Annotated in this window: 15 protein-coding genes; 9 read left to right on the forward strand and 6 right to left on the reverse strand. The window is 64.9% G+C overall.

The window, feature by feature from the left end:
- Positions 1-6 precede the first annotated feature (6 nt).
- The 6 genes from DW355_RS08460 to DW355_RS08485 all read left to right on the forward strand — a co-directional run bounded on the left by DW355_RS08460 (position 7) and on the right by DW355_RS08485 (position 6670).
- Complete coding sequence (locus DW355_RS08460; RefSeq protein ID WP_131279234.1) at positions 7-816, forward strand: spermidine synthase; 810 nt, start codon at positions 7-9, stop codon at positions 814-816.
- A gap of 293 nt (positions 817-1109) precedes the next feature.
- A complete protein-coding gene (locus DW355_RS08465) occupies positions 1110-1610 on the forward strand; it encodes a tripartite tricarboxylate transporter TctB family protein (RefSeq protein WP_131279236.1) in 501 nt (166 codons plus the stop codon).
- A 12-nt stretch (positions 1611-1622) separates the two neighbouring features.
- Positions 1623-3134 (forward strand): tripartite tricarboxylate transporter permease, encoded by a 1512-nt coding sequence (locus DW355_RS08470; protein ID WP_131279238.1) that lies wholly within the window; start codon positions 1623-1625, stop codon positions 3132-3134.
- Positions 3135-3221: 87 nt separating this feature from the next.
- The gene (locus DW355_RS08475; protein WP_131279240.1) at positions 3222-4844 is read left to right on the forward strand and encodes a gamma-glutamyltransferase family protein; all 1623 of its coding nucleotides are present in this window, start codon (positions 3222-3224) and stop codon (positions 4842-4844) included.
- Between the two features lie 25 nt (positions 4845-4869).
- Positions 4870-5766, forward strand: a complete 897-nt coding sequence (locus tag DW355_RS08480) for a DMT family transporter (protein WP_131279242.1) — start codon at positions 4870-4872, stop codon at positions 5764-5766.
- A gap of 115 nt (positions 5767-5881) precedes the next feature.
- Positions 5882-6670: an SDR family oxidoreductase gene (locus DW355_RS08485; protein WP_131279244.1), complete on the forward strand. Its 789-nt coding sequence runs from the start codon at positions 5882-5884 to the stop codon at positions 6668-6670.
- A 134-nt stretch (positions 6671-6804) separates the two neighbouring features.
- On the opposite strand, the gene DW355_RS08490 is transcribed toward DW355_RS08485, so the two are convergent.
- Positions 6805-7728 carry a DMT family transporter gene (locus DW355_RS08490; RefSeq protein ID WP_131279246.1) on the reverse strand — a complete coding sequence of 308 codons (924 nt, stop codon included), beginning with the start codon at positions 7726-7728 and terminating at the stop codon, positions 6805-6807.
- 131 nt (positions 7729-7859) lie between these two features.
- Here DW355_RS08490 and DW355_RS08495 point away from each other — a divergent pair, with 131 nt between their 5' ends.
- On the forward strand, positions 7860-8855 hold the full coding sequence (locus DW355_RS08495; protein ID WP_131279248.1) for a quinone oxidoreductase family protein: 996 nt from the start codon (positions 7860-7862) through the stop codon (positions 8853-8855).
- Positions 8852-9655 (forward strand): NUDIX hydrolase, encoded by an 804-nt coding sequence (locus DW355_RS08500; RefSeq protein ID WP_131279250.1) that lies wholly within the window; start codon positions 8852-8854, stop codon positions 9653-9655. Before DW355_RS08495 ends, DW355_RS08500 begins: the two co-directional genes overlap by 4 nt.
- Positions 9656-9677: 22 nt before the next feature.
- Here the strand turns inward: DW355_RS08500 and DW355_RS08505 are convergent, their stop codons facing one another.
- Positions 9678-11375, reverse strand: a complete 1698-nt coding sequence (locus DW355_RS08505) for a flagellinolysin (protein ID WP_131279252.1) — start codon at positions 11373-11375, stop codon at positions 9678-9680.
- 144 nt (positions 11376-11519) lie between these two features.
- Positions 11520-12080 (reverse strand): MarR family winged helix-turn-helix transcriptional regulator, encoded by a 561-nt coding sequence (locus DW355_RS08510; RefSeq protein WP_165493153.1) that lies wholly within the window; start codon positions 12078-12080, stop codon positions 11520-11522.
- A gap of 95 nt (positions 12081-12175) precedes the next feature.
- Here DW355_RS08510 and DW355_RS08515 point away from each other — a divergent pair, with 95 nt between their 5' ends.
- Positions 12176-13150 (forward strand): Bug family tripartite tricarboxylate transporter substrate binding protein, encoded by a 975-nt coding sequence (locus DW355_RS08515; protein ID WP_131279256.1) that lies wholly within the window; start codon positions 12176-12178, stop codon positions 13148-13150.
- Between the two features lie 64 nt (positions 13151-13214).
- Here the strand turns inward: DW355_RS08515 and DW355_RS08520 are convergent, their stop codons facing one another.
- From DW355_RS08520 to ileS, 3 genes are read right to left on the reverse strand one after another with little or no spacing between them, the layout of a single operon-like run.
- A complete protein-coding gene (locus DW355_RS08520; RefSeq protein ID WP_131279258.1) occupies positions 13215-14903 on the reverse strand; it encodes a Na/Pi cotransporter family protein in 1689 nt (562 codons plus the stop codon).
- 53 nt (positions 14904-14956) lie between these two features.
- Positions 14957-15445 carry a signal peptidase II gene (lspA, locus tag DW355_RS08525; RefSeq protein WP_131279260.1) on the reverse strand — a complete coding sequence of 163 codons (489 nt, stop codon included), beginning with the start codon at positions 15443-15445 and terminating at the stop codon, positions 14957-14959.
- A 36-nt stretch (positions 15446-15481) separates the two neighbouring features.
- Positions 15482-18355: an isoleucine--tRNA ligase gene (ileS, locus tag DW355_RS08530; protein WP_131279262.1), complete on the reverse strand. Its 2874-nt coding sequence runs from the start codon at positions 18353-18355 to the stop codon at positions 15482-15484.
- Positions 18356-18450 lie beyond the last annotated feature (95 nt).

Consider the following 18450-nt stretch of genomic DNA (forward strand, 5'->3'; position numbering starts at 1 on the left):
CGCACCTTGAAACAAGCCGCCATTCCCCGTCTGCCCGAAGTCCAGTTTTCCGACGAAGGGCGCATCCGCCACCTGCACCTCGACAGCATCTGGATCCAAGGCTCCATGGACCAGCGCGACCCGGTGCGGCTCGTGCACGAGTACGTGCAGCGCATGATGGCCTGGTTGTTGTTCGTGGAGCCCGACTGCGTGCCCCAGCGACGCGCCATGCAGCTGGGCCTGGGCGCTGGGTCGCTGACGAAGTTCTGCGTCAAGATGCTGCGCATGCCCACCACGGTGATCGAGCTGAATCCCGGCGTGCTGCATGCGTGTCGGGGCTGGTTCCATCTGCCCGAGGCCGGCCCCCTGCTGGAGATCGTGCTGGCGGACGCCGAGCAGGAAATCGGCAATCCCAAGTGGTGGGGCATGGTGGACGCCTTGCAGGTCGATCTTTATGACCATGAGGCTGCCGCGCCAGTGCTCGACAGCGTGGCGTTTTATGCTGCCTGCCGCCGTCTGCTGACGGAGGCGGGCTGCATGACGGTCAATCTGTTCGGTCGGCGCGCGAGTTTTCAGCACAGCGTGGCGCGCATGGCCGAAGCCTTTGGCGCGCAGGCGCTGTGGCGTTTCAAGGCCACGCGCGAGGGCAACACCGTGGTGATGGCCTTCAACGGTGGGCCGGGTGATGCCCATCCAGGGGTCATGCTGCGCGACCGTGCAGCCCGACTGGCTCTGGGCGCGCGCGCCGAGGAGATCGAGTCGCGCTGGGGCCTGCCCGCGCGGAAATGGTTGAAAGGTCTGGAGCCTGTATTCGAGGCGGCGGCCCCCAAGGGCTGAGTGGGTGGGGTGGACTGGCTCACTTTGTGGATTGACGACACACACTGCAAGGCGCACCGCGTCGAGTGGGTGCCCAAGGTAAAGAAGCGTAAAGGAGGGGGTGCGGCATCCCGTAGTAGGCCGCAGGATGCGTAAAGATGACGTCGCGCGGCGTCATCTTGTTCGCAAGATGAACAGGCTTGACGAAAGAAGAGGGACTAAATAGGGGGAATCCAGAACAAGTCCCGTGGACGATCAGGTGCAGAATGTCCCCCTTTTTGGGCTGGGGGTTATCCCCGGCCGGTTCAGGAGAAATGTGCGTGAAAGTGATCAAGAGCGAGAAGGATTTCTTCTCGGGCCTGATGTTCGTCATCGTGGGCGGCGCCTTTGCCATAGGCGCGACTGAATACACCGTCGGAACAGGTGCTCGCATGGGGCCGGGGTACTTCCCGCTCTTGCTGGGCATCCTGCTGACGATTCTGGGCGTGTTTGTCATGCTCAAGGGATTGCGCAAATCCCAGGATGGCGCGGGCGACAAGTTGGGCTCGGTGGCCTGGAAACCGCTGACCTACATCATCAGCTCCAACGTGTTGTTCGGTGTGATGCTGGGCGGGCTGCCGAGCATCGGCCTGCCGTCTTTTGGTTTGATCGTCGCTATCTTCGCGCTGACTGTCGTCGCCAGCATGGCAGGCGAGCAGTTTTCACTCAAGGGTGCGCTGATTTTGTCCACGATCCTGGCCATTGCCAGTTACGTGGCGTTCGTGAAGCTGCTGAATCTGCAGTTCCAGGTCTGGCCCGCATTCATCACCGGTTAAAGGGTCCGTACCATGGAATTGTTTGAACACCTGTCGATGGGTTTTGGCGTCGCCTTCACCTTTCAGAACCTCGTTTATGCCTTGATCGGTTGCGTTCTGGGCACCCTCATCGGCGTGCTGCCGGGCGTGGGCCCCGTGGCCACCATTGCCATGTTGCTGCCGGCCACCTACGCGTTGCCGCCGGTGGCCGCGCTCATCATGCTGGCGGGCATCTATTACGGCGCACAGTACGGAGGTTCGACCACGGCCATTCTGGTCAACCTGCCAGGTGAATCGTCCTCGGTCGTGACCGTCATCGACGGCTACCAGATGGCACGCAAGGGCCGAGCGGGTCCGGCGCTGGCGGCTGCCGGCCTGGGTTCCTTCTTCGCGGGCTGCGTGGGCACCTTGGTGCTGGCGGCCTTTGCCCTGCCCCTGACCGAAGTGGCCTTCAAGTTCGGCCCGGCGGAGTATTTCTCGCTGATGGTGCTGGGCCTGATCGGCGCGGTCGTGCTGGCTTCGGGCTCGTTGCTCAAGGCGATCTCCATGATCGTGCTGGGCCTGTTGCTGGGCCTGGTGGGTACGGACGTGAACTCCGGCGTGGCGCGCTACAGCTTCGACATTCCCGAGCTGACCGATGGCATCAACTTCATCGTGATCGCCATGGGGGTGTTCGGCTACGGCGAAATCATCCAGAACCTTTCGCACTCCGAGGAAAAGCGCGAGGTCTTCACCGGCAAGGTGAAAAACATCTATCCGACGCTCCAAGACCTCAAGCTGATGGCACCAGCGGTGCTGCGTGGTACCACGCTGGGCGCCTGCCTGGGCATCCTGCCGGGCGGCGGTGCGTTGCTGGCTTCCTTCGCGGCCTACACGCTGGAAAAGAAAACCAAGCTCAAGCCGGGTGAGGTGCCGTTCGGGCAGGGCAACATCCGCGGCGTGGCGGCCCCCGAGTCCGCCAACAATGCGGGTGCGCAGACTTCCTTCATTCCGCTGCTGACGCTGGGCATTCCGCCCAATCCGGTGATGGCCTTGATGGTGGGGGCCATGACCATCCACAACATCCAGCCCGGCCCGCAGGTGATGACCAGCAATCCCGAGCTGTTCTGGGGCTTGATCGCCTCCATGTGGCTCGGCAACCTGATGCTGATCATCCTGAACCTGCCCCTGATCGGCATGTGGATCAAGCTGCTGGCCGTGCCCTACAAGTGGTTGTTCCCGTCCATCGTGCTGTTCTGCGCGATCGGCGTGTATTCCACAAACAACAACACCTTTGACATCTGGCTGGTCGCCTTGTTCGGCGTCATTGGTTACGGCTTCATCAAGATGGGTGTGGAACCCGCGCCTTTGCTGCTGGGCTACATCCTGGGGCCGATGATGGAGGAAAATCTGCGGCGCGCGTTGCTGCTGTCGCGCGGGGACTGGGCGGTGCTTGTCACGCGACCCATTTCGGCGGGCCTGCTGGCGGCGGCACTTCTGCTGCTCACCATCGTGCTCTTGCCATCGGTCAAGTCCAAACGGGAAGAGGCTTTCGTCGAGGACTGATAAGCTTGGGTGCAAGCCGCCCCACAGGTAAAAAACGGCGCCGCGGCGCCGTTTTTTCTTCCTCCGAACTTTTCGCAGGCCTTTGTCATGTCTTTCAGCTACAGCAATCCCTATCCCAGCACGCGCCTGCCCGTGTTCGCGCGCAACATCGTGTCTACCTCGCACCCGCTGGCGGCCCAGGCTGGCCTGCGCATCCTGCAGCAGGGCGGCAACGCGGTGGACGCGGCCATCGCTGCAGCGGCGGCGATGACCATCGTGGAACCGGTCAGCAACGGCCTGGGCAGCGACGCCTTCGCCATCCTCTGGGACGGCCAGCAGCTGCACGGTCTCAACGCCTCGGGGCGTGCACCGCAGACCTGGACGCCGGACTATTTCCGCCGCAAGTACGGCGCCGATGCCCAGAACCCGCCCAAGCGCGGCATGGACAGCGTGACCGTGCCCGGCGCGGTGGCTGGCTGGGTGGCCCTGAGCGAGCGCTTCGGCAAGCTGCCTTTCGCCGATCTGATGGCGCCCGCCATCGACATTGCCGAGCGCGGTTACCTCATGCCCGTGGTGGTGCAGCAGAAATGGGCTGCCGCCACGCCCGAGCTGCAAGGCCTGCCCGGCTTCGCCGCCAATTTTTTGCCCTGGGGCCGCGCGCCCGAGGTGGGCGAGCTGTTCAAGTTCACGGCCGCGGCGCGTGGCCTGCGTGCCATCGCCGAAACGAAAGGCGCGGCCTTCTATGGCGGTGCAATTGCCGAGGCGATCGCGAAGTTCTCGGCGCAGAACGGTGGCAGCCACGCGGTGAGTGACTTCGCGAACTACAAGCCGGAATGGGTGAAACCGATCTCCCAGGATTACCGCGGTCACACCTTGCATGAGATCCCGCCCAATGGCCAGGGCATCACGGCCCTGATCGCCCTGGGCATCCTCTCGCATTTCGACCTCAAGAGCCTGCCGGTGGACAGCACCGCCTCGCAGCACCTGCAGATCGAGGCCATGAAGCTGGCCTTCGCCGATGTCTACCGCTACGTGGCCGAGCCGGGCAAGATGGAGGTCACGGCGGCGCAACTGCTGGACCCGGCCTATCTGGCCCAGCGCGCCAGGCTGATCGACATGAAGAAGGCTCAGGATTTCGGGGCCGGTAACCCGGTCAAGGGCGGCACCATCTACCTGACCACGGCAGACGAGAGCGGCATGATGGTCAGCTTCATCCAGAGCAATTTCATGGGCTTCGGCTCGGGCTGCGTGGAGCCGACCTTTGGCATCAGCCTGCAGAACCGGGGCCACGGCTTCACGCTGGACCCGAAGGCGGCGAACCCGGCCAACCTGGTCGCACCGGGCCAACGGCCTTTCCACACCATCATCCCGGCCTTCCTGGCCAAGGACGGCCAGCCCGTGATGAGCTACGGCGTGATGGGGGCCAATATGCAGCCGCAAGGCCATGTGCAGACCTTGGTGCGCATGCTGGACTACGGCCAGAACCCGCAGACCGCTTGCGACGCGCCGCGCTGGCGCTACAACGCGGGGTTGGAAATCAACGTCGAGCAGCAGATGCCCGCCGATACCGTGACTGGCCTGGGTGCCCTGGGTCACCGCATGGAAGTCATCAACGACAACTACCAGGATTTCGGTGCCGGCCAGTTCATCTGGCGCATGGGCGATCCCGGAGTCGAGGGCTACATGGCCGCCAGCGACGCGCGGCGCGACGGCCTGGCCGCGGGTTACTGAGTCAGCGCATGATGAAAGTGTGCTGATGCAGGCGGCTCTCTCTCACAAAGGAGACCGGGCCACCGGTCTGATCTATGCCACCGTGGGCGCGGTGGCCTTCAGCGGCAAGGCGATCATCGTCAAGCTGGCCTATCGGCACGGCGTGGACGCGGTCACGCTGCTGATGTACCGCATGCTGTTTGCCTTGCCCATTTTCCTGGGCATGGCCTGGTGGAGCGGGCGGGGCCAGGCCCCGCTGACCCGCAGGGACTGGTTGGGCATCCTGGGCCTGGGGCTCACGGGCTACTACCTCGCGAGCTTTCTCGACTTCGCCGGCCTGGCCTACATCACCGCCTCGCTGGAGCGGCTGATCCTCTACCTCAACCCCACCCTGGTCATGCTGCTGGGCTGGCTGCTCTACCGCAAGGAAGTGTCGGTGCGGCAGATGCTGGCCATGGCCATCAGCTACGCGGGCGTGCTCCTGGTCTTTGGCCACGAAGTCAGCCTGCAGGGCAGCCATGTGCTGCTGGGCGTGCTGTTGGTCTTCGGCAGCGCGATCAGCTACGCGGTCTACCTGGTCTACAGCGGCCAGATGGTGCAGCGCCTGGGCACCCTGCGCCTGGTTGGATGGGCGACCTCGGCGGCGTGCGTGTTCTGCATCGCGCAGTTCCTGCTGCTGCGGCCGGTCTCGGCCATGCAGGTGGCGCCGCCGGTGCTCTGGCTTTCGCTGCTCAACGCCACGGCCTGCACGGCTGTGCCTGTGCTGCTGGTGATGATGGGCATCAAGCGCATCGGCCCGGCCGCGGCGGCTCAGGCTGGCATGGTCGGGCCGCTGTCCACCATCCTGATGGGCGCGCTGCTGCTCGACGAGTCCCTGACTCTGTGGGTGCTGGCGGGCACGGCGCTGGTATTGACAGGCATCTTTCTCTTCAGCAGGAAATAAGAGCCACTACCCCCCAGCTACGCGCCCGGCATCGCCAGTTCCGCGAGTGCCCTGGGCCGGGCATAGGCGTTCAGGCCTTATTTATCATTCTTTCAATTTTTCAAAGAGGCACACCATGGATTTGGGTATCAAGGGCAAATGGGCGCTGGTCGGTGGCGCGAGCAAGGGCCTGGGCTACGGCTGCGCGCAGGCGCTGGCGAAGGAGGGCGTGAATGTGGTGATCGTCGCGCGCGGCAAGGATGCACTGCTGGACGCCGCCACGCGACTGAAAGCCGAATGTCCCGGGGTTGACGTCGTCGCCGTGCCGGTGGACATCACCACGCCCGAGGGGCGCGCGGCCATCTTCGCCGAACGCAAGGACTACGACATCGTGGTCACCAACGCGGGCGGTCCGCCGCCCGGCGACTTCCGCACTTGGGATCGCGAAGCCTGGATCAAGGCCGTGGACGCGAACATGCTCACGCCCATCGAGCTGATCAAGGCCACCATTGATGGCATGGCCGCGCGTGGCTACGGGCGCATCGTCAACATCACCTCCAGCGCGGTGAAGGCACCGATCGACATCCTGGGACTGTCCAATGGCGCGCGCAGCGGCCTGACGGGTTTTGTCGCCGGACTGGCGCGCAACCCGCAGATCGCGAGCAAGGGCGTGACGCTCAACAACCTGTTGCCCGGTGCCTTCGACACCGATCGTCTCCGTGTCACCATGGTGGGGGCCTCGCAGAAGACGGGCAAGCCCGTCGAGGACATCGCGGACGCGCGTCGCCAGACCATTCCCGCGCAGCGCTTCGGCACGCCGGCGGAATTTGGCGCCATCTGTGCTTTCCTGTGCAGCATGCACGCGGGGTACATCAACGGGCAGAACGTGCTTGCCGACGGTGGTGCCTACCCGGGCACCTATTAAAAGCACTCCCATTGCTCCCCCACTTCGTGTGGGTCGGCATACCCCTCAAGGGGGCGCTCCCAGTGGCCTGGCGAAGCCAGTTCTACGGGAGCACGCGGTTCAAACTGGTGGTGCTCGAAGCGGGTTGGCGCTGGTCATCGCTTCGAGGCGACCATGACCCCGCCGACCAGCAGCAGGAAGGCCGCGCCGTGGTACAGCTGCGGCATTTCGCCCAGCAGCAGGGCCGAGAGTAGAGCGGTGAAGAAGGGGATGAAGCAGATGAAGAAGCTAGCGATGGTGGGGCCAGCGCGCTGCACGGCCGCGCCCCAAGAGCGGTAGGCCAGGATGGCCGGGCCGATCACCACGTAGAGCAAGGCCAGGCCCAGGGGCCAACCCCAGACGATGGCATGGTCGGAGAGCGCGATTTCGCCCGCCGCGAACATGCCTGCCCAGGCCGAGCCGTACAGGGTCTGCGCGAACAGGAAGGCCGCCCAGTTGCCCCGTATGGCCTGCGGCTCGCCCTGGGGCCGCACCAGCATCCAGCTGTAGACGGCCCAGCAGATGGTGGCCATGAGGATGTAGAAATCCCCCGGCAGCAGGTGGAAGTTGCGCAGCGTGTCCAGGCTGCCGCGGCTGAGCACGAGCACCACGCCGGCGATGGACAGCAGCGATCCCCCCATCTGGCGGCGCGACACCGGTTCCTTGAAGAAGATGCGACCCACCAGTTGCATCCAGATGGGCATGCTGCTGCCCACCAGGGTCATGTTGATGGGCGAGGAGGTCTGCAGCGCCATGTACTGGAGGGCGTTGTAGGCACCGACGCTGAAGAGGCTGAGCCAGGCAAAGCGCCAGCGATGCGTCCACAGGCCACTGCCGGGCCGCAGCACCCAGGCCGCCATGGGCAACAGGACGAGGCTGGCCAGTGACCAGCGCAGGAAGTTGAACATCAGGGGCGGCACCAAGTCCACGACCAGGCGGCCGACGATGGCATTGCCAGCCCAGAGGATCTGCGGCAGGGTGAGCAGCGCGAGGGTGGACAGGGTGAGGCGGTGGGGGCGTGAGAGTGCTGTGTCGGACATGAACCGCACTGTAGCAAGTGTGGGCGCGCCCTGCGTCCGCGGACCCTTGCGGGGATGGGGCGAGTGTCGCCCGCGAAACAGTGGGCGGCACCTTAGAATGCCTCGGCTTGAATACCGAGGAGATGCATTCCATGAGTCAGAGTCGTTCCCGCGCCGTTCACATCGACAAGAACGGCGGCCCCGAGGAGATGAAGGTCGTCGAAGTTACCGTGGGCGAACCCGGCCCGGGCGAGATCCGCATCCGCCATCATGCGGTGGGCCTGAACTTCATCGACGTCTACCAGCGCACCGGTCTGTACCCCTTCCCCATGCCCCTGCAACTGGGCATGGAGGGCGCGGGCGTGGTGGAGGCGGTGGGCGCGGGCGTGACGCACCTGAAGGCGGGTGATCGCGCGGCTTACGCCAGCAATCCGCCGGGGGCCTACTGCGACGTGCGCGTGATGCCTGCCAAGTGTGTCTGCAAGCTGCCCGACAGCATTTCCTTCGAGACCGGTGCGGCCATGATGCTCAAGGGCCTGACCGCGCAGTACTTGCTCAGGAAGACGCTGCCGGTCGAGGGTCTGCAGCGCGGCGACTTCGTGCTGTTCCACGCGGCCGCGGGCGGCGTGGGCCAGATCGCCTCTCAGTGGGCGCGCGAACTGGGCCTGCAGTTGATTGGCACGGCAGGCTCCGACGCCAAGTGCGCCTTGGCCAAGGCCAATGGCGCGGCGCACGTGATCAACTACAACACCGAGGACTTTCTCGCCCGTGTGAAGGAAATCACCGGCGGCCAGGGCGTGAAGGTGGTCTACGACAGCGTGGGCAAGGACACCTGGGACAAATCCCTGGACTGCCTGCGCCCCTTCGGTCTGATGGCGAGTTTCGGCAATTCCTCCGGTGCACCCGCGCCGTTCGCCCCGGGCATGCTGGGTCCCAAGGGCTCGATCTATGTGACGCGCCAGACGTTGTTCACGCACATCGCCACGCGCGAAAGCACCCAGGCCATGGCGGACGAGCTGTTCGCGGTTGTGGCCAGTGGCAAGGTGAAGATCAACATCGACCAGCGTTACAAGCTGGAAGACGTGCAGCAGGCGCACCGCGACCTGGAAGCCCGCAAGACCACGGGCAGCACCATCCTGACACTGTGACGGGCACGCCAACCCCATCGTTGCTGCGCTACGAACGCGCGCCGTTGCGGCCGCGCGATCCCTTGTGGCTGCGCATAGGCGCGGCGACTCCGGTGCGCATCGGCTCCGTTGAGGCTGAGGTCGCGCAGGCCCTGGCCCTGGCGTCCTTCGACGCGGGCTGGTGCATCCACGCCTTCAGCCGTCCCGACGCGACCTTGGCGACTCTGGCGCAGACGCTGCGCGAGCGTGGACTGTTGGGCGTCTGGCGTGACGAACTGCTGCCGGTGCACGCGGAGTCGGGTGGCTTGCCGCTGGGCGAACCCTTGGGTCGCATCGAACGCGCTGCCGTGCGGGCGCTGGGCATTGCCACGCGAGCGGTGCATCTCCATGGCGTGTCGCCTCAGACACCAGGGGCGAATGGTGTCTGGGTGCAACTGCGGTCCTTGAACAAGGCCAATGACCCCGGCCTCTGGGACACCCTCATGGGCGGCATGGTCAGCGCGGCCGACACGCTGGAGCAGGCGCTGGCCCGTGAGACCTGGGAGGAAGCTGGCTTGCGCCTGGAGGCGCTGCAGGACCTGGTGCATGCCGGTGTGCTGGAGATTCGCAAGCCCAGCGAGACGCTTGGGGGCGTGGGCTACACCGTGGAGCGCATCGACTGGTACCGCTGCACGGTGCCGACGGAGGTCTTGCCGGTGAACCAGGATGGCGAGGTGGAGCGCTTCGAGCTCGTGTCGCCCGATCGCCTGCGCACGGACGTGGCGGCGGGGCGTTACACGCTGGAGGCGGCGTTGATCCTCGCGCCGGACCTGGTCCGCTGAGCGCCTGAGCGTGCCCGTCCCGCTACCTTAGCAGCGCCAGCACACCCTGTGGAATCTGATTGGCCTGGGCCACCATGGCGGTGCCGGCCTGTTGCAGCACTTGCGCCCGTGACAACGCGGCGGTTTCCTGCGCGAAGTCCGCGTCGACGATGCGCGAGCGGCTGGCCGTCAGACTTTCGGCGGAGATCTGCAGGTTGTTGATGGTCTGTTCCAGACGCGACATCTGGGCGCCGAGGTTGGCTCGCAGGCGGCTGGCGTATTCCAGCGCCTGGTCCATGCGCAGGATGGACTTGTTGGCGCCGTTGACGTCGCTGATGTCCACGTCCGTGAGATTGAGCGCGCCCAGGTTCATGCCACCGATGGCAGTGTCGATGGTCTGATTTGCGTTGGCCCCGATGTGAAAGCGCAGGATGTTGCCGGTGCCGCCCCCGCTGCTTTCCTCCCATTCCTTCCAGACTTCGTTGAAGCCCGACAGCACATTGGTGCCGATGGTGCTGCCCGAATCGTTCACGATGTCTTCGGCGTTCATGGAGGGGCCACCATCCACGTCCGCGCCCCCGATCGCGCCCGTGTCGGCATTACCGAAATTGAACGTCGAGATGAAGGCCGCCTTGTTGGCGTTGAAGTCCGCGACGAAAGCGGCCGTGCTCGCATAGGACGTGACGGCGGCGAACGCGTCATCCAGTGTCTGGCCCGGAGTGCCCTGCAGGTATTGCAGCATGTCCTTGACGCCGTTGCCGCCCGTCATGGCGTGCAGGTAGCGCACGGCGGTGTAGGCAGATGAATAGTCCACGCTCGTGCCGCCCCAGGCCGAGATGTTGTCGGCCAGCGTCGCGGCCACGCCATCGGCCTGGACCCGTTCATCCGCGCCATGGATGAATTCGGCCGCGCCTTCCAGGAACCAGGTGGCGCCGCCATCGTTGGCCAATTCGCCCCAACTTTGCCCCGTGGCCATGATGGCGTGCACCATTTCATGGGCGATGATGCGGTCGCTGTAGAACGGTGCCGTGCCCCCGTTGGGCAGGTTGGGCGGCACGAAGTCCGCCATGTCGATTTCCAGCGTGATGTTGGTGCCCGGGCCGCTGGGACCGACGAGCGACGTGACCCGCGCCGCGGTGCCGCCCGCGCCGTCGGTGAAGACGCTCAGGTCGATGGTGAAGGTATTGCCGCTGCCCGCGATGCCATAAGCGGCCTGGATCATCTTTTCGGTGTTTTCCAGCCAGCCGCTTTGCAAGCCTTCGATCACGGCGTCCTTGTCCAGGTCCCCCGTGGTGCCTCCTCCGACCATCTTGTTGCGGAACTGGTCGAACACCTTGAGCGTGTTGAACTCGGTGCTGACGCCCACCCGGTCGATTTCGGCCAGCAACTGGCTGACCTCCAGTTGCAGGGCACGCCGGTCCGAGGCCGAATTGGTGGCGTTGGCGGACTGGATCGACAGCTCGCGTATGCGCTGCAGACCGCCCGACACATTGGAAATGGCGCCTTCCGCCGTCTGGAGCAGCGATACCGCGTCATTGGCATTGCGCATGGCCTGCTGCTGGCCGCGAATCTGACTGGTAAAGCGCTCCGAGATGGCGAGCCCCGCCGCGTCATCGCGTGCGCTGTTGACGCGCAGTCCGCTGGACAGGCGCTGAATCGTGGTCGTGAACAACGCGTCGCTGCCGGCCAGATTCCTCCGGGCCGTCAGCGACAGCATGTTGGTGTTGATCGTCAAGGCCACGGAAATGCCGTTGCTATTCTCTAAGCTGGGTATGCCATCCGAAGTTTTCGACCATGGCACGGCGCCGCCTTTGAGGAAAGGCGGACGCAAGCATGGGCCGCATCATCTCTTTCGGCGGTCTGACACAGAACTTGAGTACCGGGCTCAAAAAATGCTAGCTTCTCCCGCGGGCAAGGCATCTTGCCGGGAACGCGCCAGCAGGCGCTTGGAGCCGCCTTGCCTGCGTTGGGTCTTGACGTCGGCGGCGACGGTCAGGTTCAGTTGCCGTGCCTGATCGGTCAGGCCTTGCAAGGCGCGGTCCAGCGCGTTCAGGGTGGCCTCGTCCAGCACCGAGACCAGCTGTCGGTTGATGTCGGCAACCTGCGGGAATACGTCCTCATACAAACTCTGACCCGAGGCCGTGAGGCTGATGCAGGCGCGGCGGGGATCGGCGGGCGAGGTCTGCCGCAGTGCCAAGGCCTTGCTCACCAGCAGGCCGATGGAGCGCGAAGTCCGCGTTCGGTCCAGTTGACCCTGATCCGCCAGTTCCGATGGCGAGAGCGGGCCACGGTCGGCCAGCAGGGCCAGCAGCCGCCATTCCCGACGGGTGATGCCATGGCGGCCTTCGAGCAGGCGCACGACGGGCGCGCCACTCAGCATGTGCAGGCGATGCAGACGGAAGTTCAGCAGTTCGTCGAGCCGATGGGGTTCGCGCAGCGCATTCACGGGTGGGTTTCCCCTCATCATGATGGATTTGATCAATTCAAGGCGTGCATCCTACGCTTGCGGCCTCGCAACCCCATCAGTCGAGGAGACATGCCATGTTGAAAAGAAATACGCTGACAAGAAGAATCACCCTGCTCATCGTGTCGAGCCTCTTCCTTCCTCTCTGCTGGGCGCAATCCGGGCCCATCAAAATCATCGTGGGCTATCCGCCAGGCGCCACCTCCGACGCGCTGGCACGGGTAGTGGGTGAAGCCATGTCGGCGCGGCTCAAGCAAGTGGTGGTGATCGAGAACAAGACTGGCGCGGGTGGGCAGATCGCCAACCAGTTCGTCAAGGCCGCGCCCGCCGACGGGACCATCTTGCTGATGACCCCTGTGGCAACCATGTCCATCTTTCCGCACAGCTATGGGGAGCGCCTGAAGTACGACCCTTTCAGGGATTTCGCGCCGGTGGCGCATTTGAGCAATTTCCAGTTGGGGCTGGGCGTGGCCAGCACCGTGCCCGCCCGCACGCTGGCCGAGTACGTGACCTGGGTGAAGTCTGATCCCGGCAAGAACGGCTTTTATGGCTCGGCCGCCGCCGGCAGCCTGCCGCATTTTTTTGGCGTGATGTTCGCGCAATCGGCCGGGCTGGAACTGCAGCATGTGCCCTACCGCGGCACGGCGGCGGCCATGCAGGCGATCGGAGGCGGCGAGATCGCCGCCCTGTCGACCGTGACCGCCGACATTCAGGCGCTGGTGCGAGCTGGTCGGGCCAGGCTGCTGGCCGTGGCGGGTGAGAAACGCAGCCCCCAGTTTCCAGAGGTGCCGACTTTCCGTGAACAGGGGTACGACCTGGTGGCCACACCCTGGTATGCCTTGTTCGCGCCTGCAGGGACCCCTCCGGCCGTGGTGCAACGGCTGGCGCAGGCAGCCATCGATGCGATCAAGGCCCCGGCTCTGCAGCAGCAGCTGGCGGACATGGGTGTGGAGCCCACTGGGTATGGACCTCGCAAGTTGGGCGACATCATGAAAGTGGACTACGAACGCTGGCGTCAGCCGATCCGTGAATCCGGCTTCCAGCCTGAGTGAGCCAGCCTCAAGGACACGCCCTGTCGGCCGCTTGCCTCGCGCACGCGGCCACGCTAGGCTGAAGTCATTTGCCGATCACTGAGTTGCCTGGGTCGACGCCATCGTCGCGTTCGGCCTTGCGTGGCGAACGCAAGCGGCTCGGCGCCAGCGCTCCGGCCGAATCCAAGATGGGATAGGCGATGGAACAGATGTGCGAGTTGATGCGCTTGAGGTCGCTGATCAGGTCCAGGTGCAGCGAACTGGTTTCCATGCTCTGCACGGTCTGGTCACTCAGGCGCTCCAGGTGAGTGGTCGCGTAGGCCCGCTCCAGATCGCGAAAGCGCATTTTCTCCTCGAGCAATCGCTGCGCGTCGCGCATATTGCCGTTGAGGAAGACACTCATGCCCAGGTTCATGTTGGCGATGAGTCGTCCGTGCATCTCGCAGATTTCTGCCATGCCGGCTTCCGAGAAAGTCCGTCCGGAACGGATCTTCTTGTCTTCGATGTCGAGCAGGATGCGCTCGACGATGTCGCCGATCTGCTCCATGTTGATCGTGAAGCTGATGATGTCCGTCCAGCGTCGGCTGTCGGCCTCGTTCAACTGCTGGCGAGAGAGCTTGGTCAGGTAGTACTTGATGGACGAATACAGGCTGTCCACCGTGTCGTCCATCTTGCGCAGTTCCTCGGCCAGCTTGAGGTCGTTGTCCTTGATGACGGCAAGCACGCCGCGCAGCATGGTTTCCACCACGTCGGCCTGGTGGATGGCCTCGCGCGCGGCGCAGGAAATTGCCAGCGAAGGGGTCGCCAGCGCCGACGGGTCGAGATGCTGGGGCCGCTCCAGCGCGGAAGCCTTGTTGCGCGGCAGCAGGCGTTCGACCCAGCGCGCGACGGGCTGCGTGAACCCGACGAAGGACAGGGCCGTGACGATGTTGAAGCTCAGATGGAACAACACGGTCAACAAGGCCGGATCCTGCACGTACAGGTGCGCCCCGCCCAGCCAGTACGGAACCAGCGGGATGGCCACGAGCACGCCCAGCACCTTGAAGATCAGGTTGCCCAGTGGTACCTGGCGTGTGCTGGGGCTGGCGCGCAGGGTGGTCAGCACCGCCAGCAGGCCACTGCCCAGGTTGGCGCCCAGCACCAGGCCCAGCGCCACGTCCACGCTGATCACCTGCAGGGCCAGGGTGGCCACCAGCAGCACGACGGCCAGGCTGGAATAGGCCAGCACGGTGAGCAGTGCGCCGATCACGATTTCCAGCAGCCGGTCGCTCGCGAGCTGGCCCAGAATGAGCTGCACGGCTGGATTGCGCGTGAGCGTCGTGGTGGCTTCGCCCACCAGTTGCAGGGCCAGCAGCATCAGGCCCAGGCCGATCAGCACGCGGCCGACGTCACCCGTGGTGCTGCCCTGGCGCGCGATGAAGAGGGTGACGCCGAGGAAAATGAACAGCGGTGACAGCCAGGACAGATCGAAGGAGAAGAGCACCGCCATCACGCTGGTGCCCATGTCCGCGCCCAGCATGACGGCCAGCGCCGCAGGCAAGGCGATCAAGCCCTGACCAACGAAGGCTGAGGTGATGAGGGCGGTGGCGGTGCTGGACTGGACGACCGCGGTGACGCCCAGGCCCGAAAGCATGGCCGTGAAGCGGTTGCCCATGCTGGCGGCCAGAAATTGCCGCAGGTTGCTGCCGAAGACGCGCAGCACGTTGGTGCGCACGAGGTGGGTTCCCCAGACCAGCAGCGCGATGGCCGCGAGCAGATTCAGCAGATGTTTCATAGGACGGCGAACCCGAAACTATACGCCTTTGCAGCGCGTCCGGGAGGTATGTGCTAGCGGGTGCGACGCACCCGGCGTAGTTCATCGATGAGCAGGAAGACCACGCCCAGCGTCAGGGCCGTGTCCGCCAGGTTGAAGGCTGGGAAATGCCAACGCCCGACGTGAAAATCGATCATGTCCACCACGTAGCCGTGGATCAGTCGGTCCAGCACATTGCCCACGGCACCGCCCATCAGCAGGGCCAGGGCGAAGCAGAACAGGCGCTGGCCCGCGTGGCTGAGCAGCAGGTAGACCATGAACAGCACGGCGACGACGCCCAGCACGATGAAGAACCAGCGCTGCCAGCCGTCGGCGTTGGCGAGGAAGGAGAAGGCCGCGCCACGGTTGTGCACGCGCACGATGTTCAGCCAGTCGGTCAGGTACGTGGCCTGACCGTAGTTGTAGTTCATCAGGATCAGCAGCTTGGTGAACTGATCGAGCAGCAGGGTCAGGGCGGCGACGCCGAGCCACTGCAGCAAGCCTTGGCTTCCACGGGACGACATGGGTAGGTCAATACTTTCTTTTTTGGGGTTGCAGGTTCAGGCGTGTTGGCGTTGTTCGCCCGCGCCGTACAGATTGCTGGTGCAGCGGCCGCAGAGCGTGGGGTGCACGGGGTCATGGCCCACGTCGTCGCGGTAGTGCCAGCAGCGTTCGCACTTGGTGGCTGAACTGGGCGCGACGCGCACGGCGAAATCGGCACCAGGCCGCAGCGTCACCGCCGAGCTGATGAAGACGAATTTAAGGTCGTCGCCCAGGCTGGCCAACAACGCGTGGTCCGCGGCGTCGGCCGTCAGCGCAACCTCCGCCTGCAGCGAGGCGCCCACCTTGCCGTCGGCGCGCAGGGCCTCGATGTCCTTGTTCACCGCGTCGCGGATTTCGCGGATGCGCTGCCATTTGCCCAGCAGCGCCGCGTCCGGTGCGGGGAAGTTGCTGAAGGTCTCGAAGAAGATGGAGTCGTGGCCGGTCTCTGGCTGGCCAACGATCTTCCAGGCCTCTTCCGCCGTGAAGGACAGAAAAGGCGCCATCCAGCGCAGCATGGCGTGGGTGATCTGGTGCAGTGCCGTCTGGGCGCTGCGGCGCGCCAGGGATTTGGGCGCGGTGGTGTAGAGCCGGTCCTTGAGCACGTCCAGGTAGAAACCGCCCAGGTCTTCCGAGCAGTAGAGCTGCAGCTTGGCCACCACCGGGTGGAATTCGTACACCTTGAAGTGCGCGAGGATCTCGGCCTGCAGTTCGGCCGCGCGCGCCAGCGCGTAGCGGTCGATTTCCAGCAACTGATCGGTGGGCACCGCGTCCTTGGCCGGGTCGAAGTCGCTGATGTTGGCCAGCAGGAAGCGCAGGGTGTTGCGGATGCGGCGGTAGCCGTCCACCACGCGGGCCAGGATCTTGTCGTCGCCCGCGATGTCGCCCGAGTAGTCGGAGGCCGCGACCCAGAGGCGGATGATTTCCGCGCCGAGCTTCTTGCTCATCTCCATGGGGTCGATGCCGTTGCCTAGCGACTTGCTCATCTTGCGTCCCTGCGCGTCGACGGTGAAGCCATGGGTCAGCAGGCCTTTGTAGGGCGCGCGGCCGTAGATGGCGCAAGCCAGCAGCAGGGAGCTGTGGAACCAGCCGCGATGCTGGTCGTGGCCTTCGAGGTAGAGGTCGGCTTCCGGCCCGGTTTCATGGAAACCGGGTGCGTGCGTGCCGCGCAGCACATGCCAGAAGGTTGAGCCCGAGTCGAACCACACTTCCAGGATGTCGCTGCTCTTGTCGTAGTTCGGCGCGTCGGCGGCACCCAGGATGTCTTCCGTCGTCACGCGGCTCCAGGCTTCGATGCCGCCCTGCTCGACGATGGCCGCAGCCTGATCGAGGATTTCCATCGTGCGCGGGTGCAGTTCGCCCGTGGCCTTGTGCAGGAAGAAGGGAATCGGCACGCCCCAGCTGCGCTGGCGCGAGATGCACCAGTCCGGCCGGTTGGCGATCATGTCGTGCAGGCGGGCCTTGCCGTTGGCCGGGTAGAAACCGGTCTGCTCGATGGCGTCCAGCGCCAACTGGCGCAGGGTCTTGGCCGGCTTGTCGCCCGCCTTGGTGAACACGCCTTCGCCCTCGTCCATGCGGATGAACCACTGCGCGGCGGCGCGGTAGATCACCGGCGTCTTGTGTCGCCAGCAATGCGGGTAGCTGTGGGTGATGGTGGTGGTGTGCAGCAGGCGGCCCGCGTTCTTCAGCGCCTCGATGATCACCGGAACGGCCTTCCAGATGTGCTGGCCGCCGAACAGTGCCAGGTCGGCCGTGTAGACACCGTTGCCTTGCACCGGGTTGAGGATGTCCTCGTACTTCATGCCGTGCGACACGCAGGAGTTGAAGTCGTCCAGGCCATAAGCAGGCGCCGAGTGCACGATACCCGTGCCATCCGTCGCGGTGGCGTACTCGGCCAGGTAGACCGGCGACAGGCGGCGGTAGCCCGCGTCCACGTCGTGGAGGGGATGCTCGAATTCCAGCGCGGCGAGTTTTTCGCCCGGCACCACGGCCAGCACGGTGCCCTTCAGGCCCCAGCGTGTCATGCAGGATTCGACCAGGGACTCGGCCACGATGTACAGGCCACGCTCGGTGTCCACCAGGGCGTAGGGCAATTCGGGGTTGAGGTTGAGCGCCTGGTTGGCCGGGATGGTCCACGCGGTCGTGGTCCAGATGACGATGTAGGCGTCCTTGTTCAAGGCAGGCAGGCCGAAAGCCGCCGCCAGCCTGGCGGGGTCGTGGGCCTTGAAGGCCACGTCGATGGTCTGGCTCTGCTTGTCGGCGTATTCGATCTCGAACTCGGCCAGCGAGGAGCCGCAGTCGAAGCACCAGTAGACGGGCTTGAGTCCGCGGTAGACAAAACCACGCTCGACCACCCGCTTGAAGGCGCGGATTTCGCCGGCCTCGTTGGCGAAGTTCATGGTCTTGTAGGGTTTGTCCCATTCGCCCAGCACGCCCAGGCGCTTGAAGTCGGCCATCTGCTGCGCGATTTGCTCGGTGGCGAAGGCACGGCTCTTGGCCTGCATGTCGTCACGGCTCAGGTTGCGGCCAAACTTTTTCTCGATCGCGTTCTCGATCGGCAGGCCGTGGCAGTCCCAGCCTGGCGTGTACAGCGCGTCATAGCCCTCGAGCTGGCGCGCCTTGGTGATCATGTCCTTGAGGATCTTGTTGACCGCGTGGCCCATGTGCAGTTGGCCGTTCGCGTAGGGCGGGCCGTCATGCAGGATGAATTTGGGCTTGCCGGCGCGCGCCACGCGCAAGCGCTTGTACAGGCCGGTGTCGGCGTCTTGGGCGTTCCACTCCTGCACCCAGCCCGGCTCGCGCTTGGGCAGGTCGCCGCGCATCGGGAAGGGCGTGTCGGGCAGGTTGAGGGTGCTGCGGAAGTCGGGCGCGTTCGAGGTGGTGGGATCAGACATGGCTTGCTTGTGGGTGGGCTTTGACAGGCTCAGCCCGAACGGGTGAGGGTTCGCGCGAAACAGGAGACCGCCCGCCCTGAGCTTGTCGAAGAGCG

Source organism: Hylemonella gracilis, from assembly GCF_004328645.1.
Classification (GTDB): Bacteria; Pseudomonadota; Gammaproteobacteria; order Burkholderiales; family Burkholderiaceae_C; genus Hylemonella; species Hylemonella gracilis_B.

Bases quoted from the DNA above. Each gene is read 5' to 3' on its own strand.
- DW355_RS08465 (WP_131279236.1), top strand. From the start codon at position 1,110: ATGTGCGTGAAAGTGATCAAGAGCGAGAAGGATTTCTTCTCGGGCCTG.
- DW355_RS08470 (WP_131279238.1), top strand. From the start codon at position 1,623: ATGGAATTGTTTGAACACCTGTCGATGGGTTTTGGCGTCGCCTTCACC.
- DW355_RS08475 (WP_131279240.1), top strand. From the start codon at position 3,222: ATGTCTTTCAGCTACAGCAATCCCTATCCCAGCACGCGCCTGCCCGTG.
- DW355_RS08480 (WP_131279242.1), top strand. From the start codon at position 4,870: ATGCAGGCGGCTCTCTCTCACAAAGGAGACCGGGCCACCGGTCTGATC.
- DW355_RS08485 (WP_131279244.1), top strand. From the start codon at position 5,882: ATGGATTTGGGTATCAAGGGCAAATGGGCGCTGGTCGGTGGCGCGAGC.
- DW355_RS08490 (WP_131279246.1), bottom strand. From the start codon at position 7,728: ATGTCCGACACAGCACTCTCACGCCCCCACCGCCTCACCCTGTCCACC.
- DW355_RS08495 (WP_131279248.1), top strand. From the start codon at position 7,860: ATGAGTCAGAGTCGTTCCCGCGCCGTTCACATCGACAAGAACGGCGGC.
- DW355_RS08515 (WP_131279256.1), top strand. From the start codon at position 12,176: ATGTTGAAAAGAAATACGCTGACAAGAAGAATCACCCTGCTCATCGTG.
- DW355_RS08520 (WP_131279258.1), bottom strand. From the start codon at position 14,903: ATGAAACATCTGCTGAATCTGCTCGCGGCCATCGCGCTGCTGGTCTGG.
- lspA (WP_131279260.1), bottom strand. From the start codon at position 15,445: ATGTCGTCCCGTGGAAGCCAAGGCTTGCTGCAGTGGCTCGGCGTCGCC.
- ileS (WP_131279262.1), bottom strand. From the start codon at position 18,355: ATGTCTGATCCCACCACCTCGAACGCGCCCGACTTCCGCAGCACCCTC.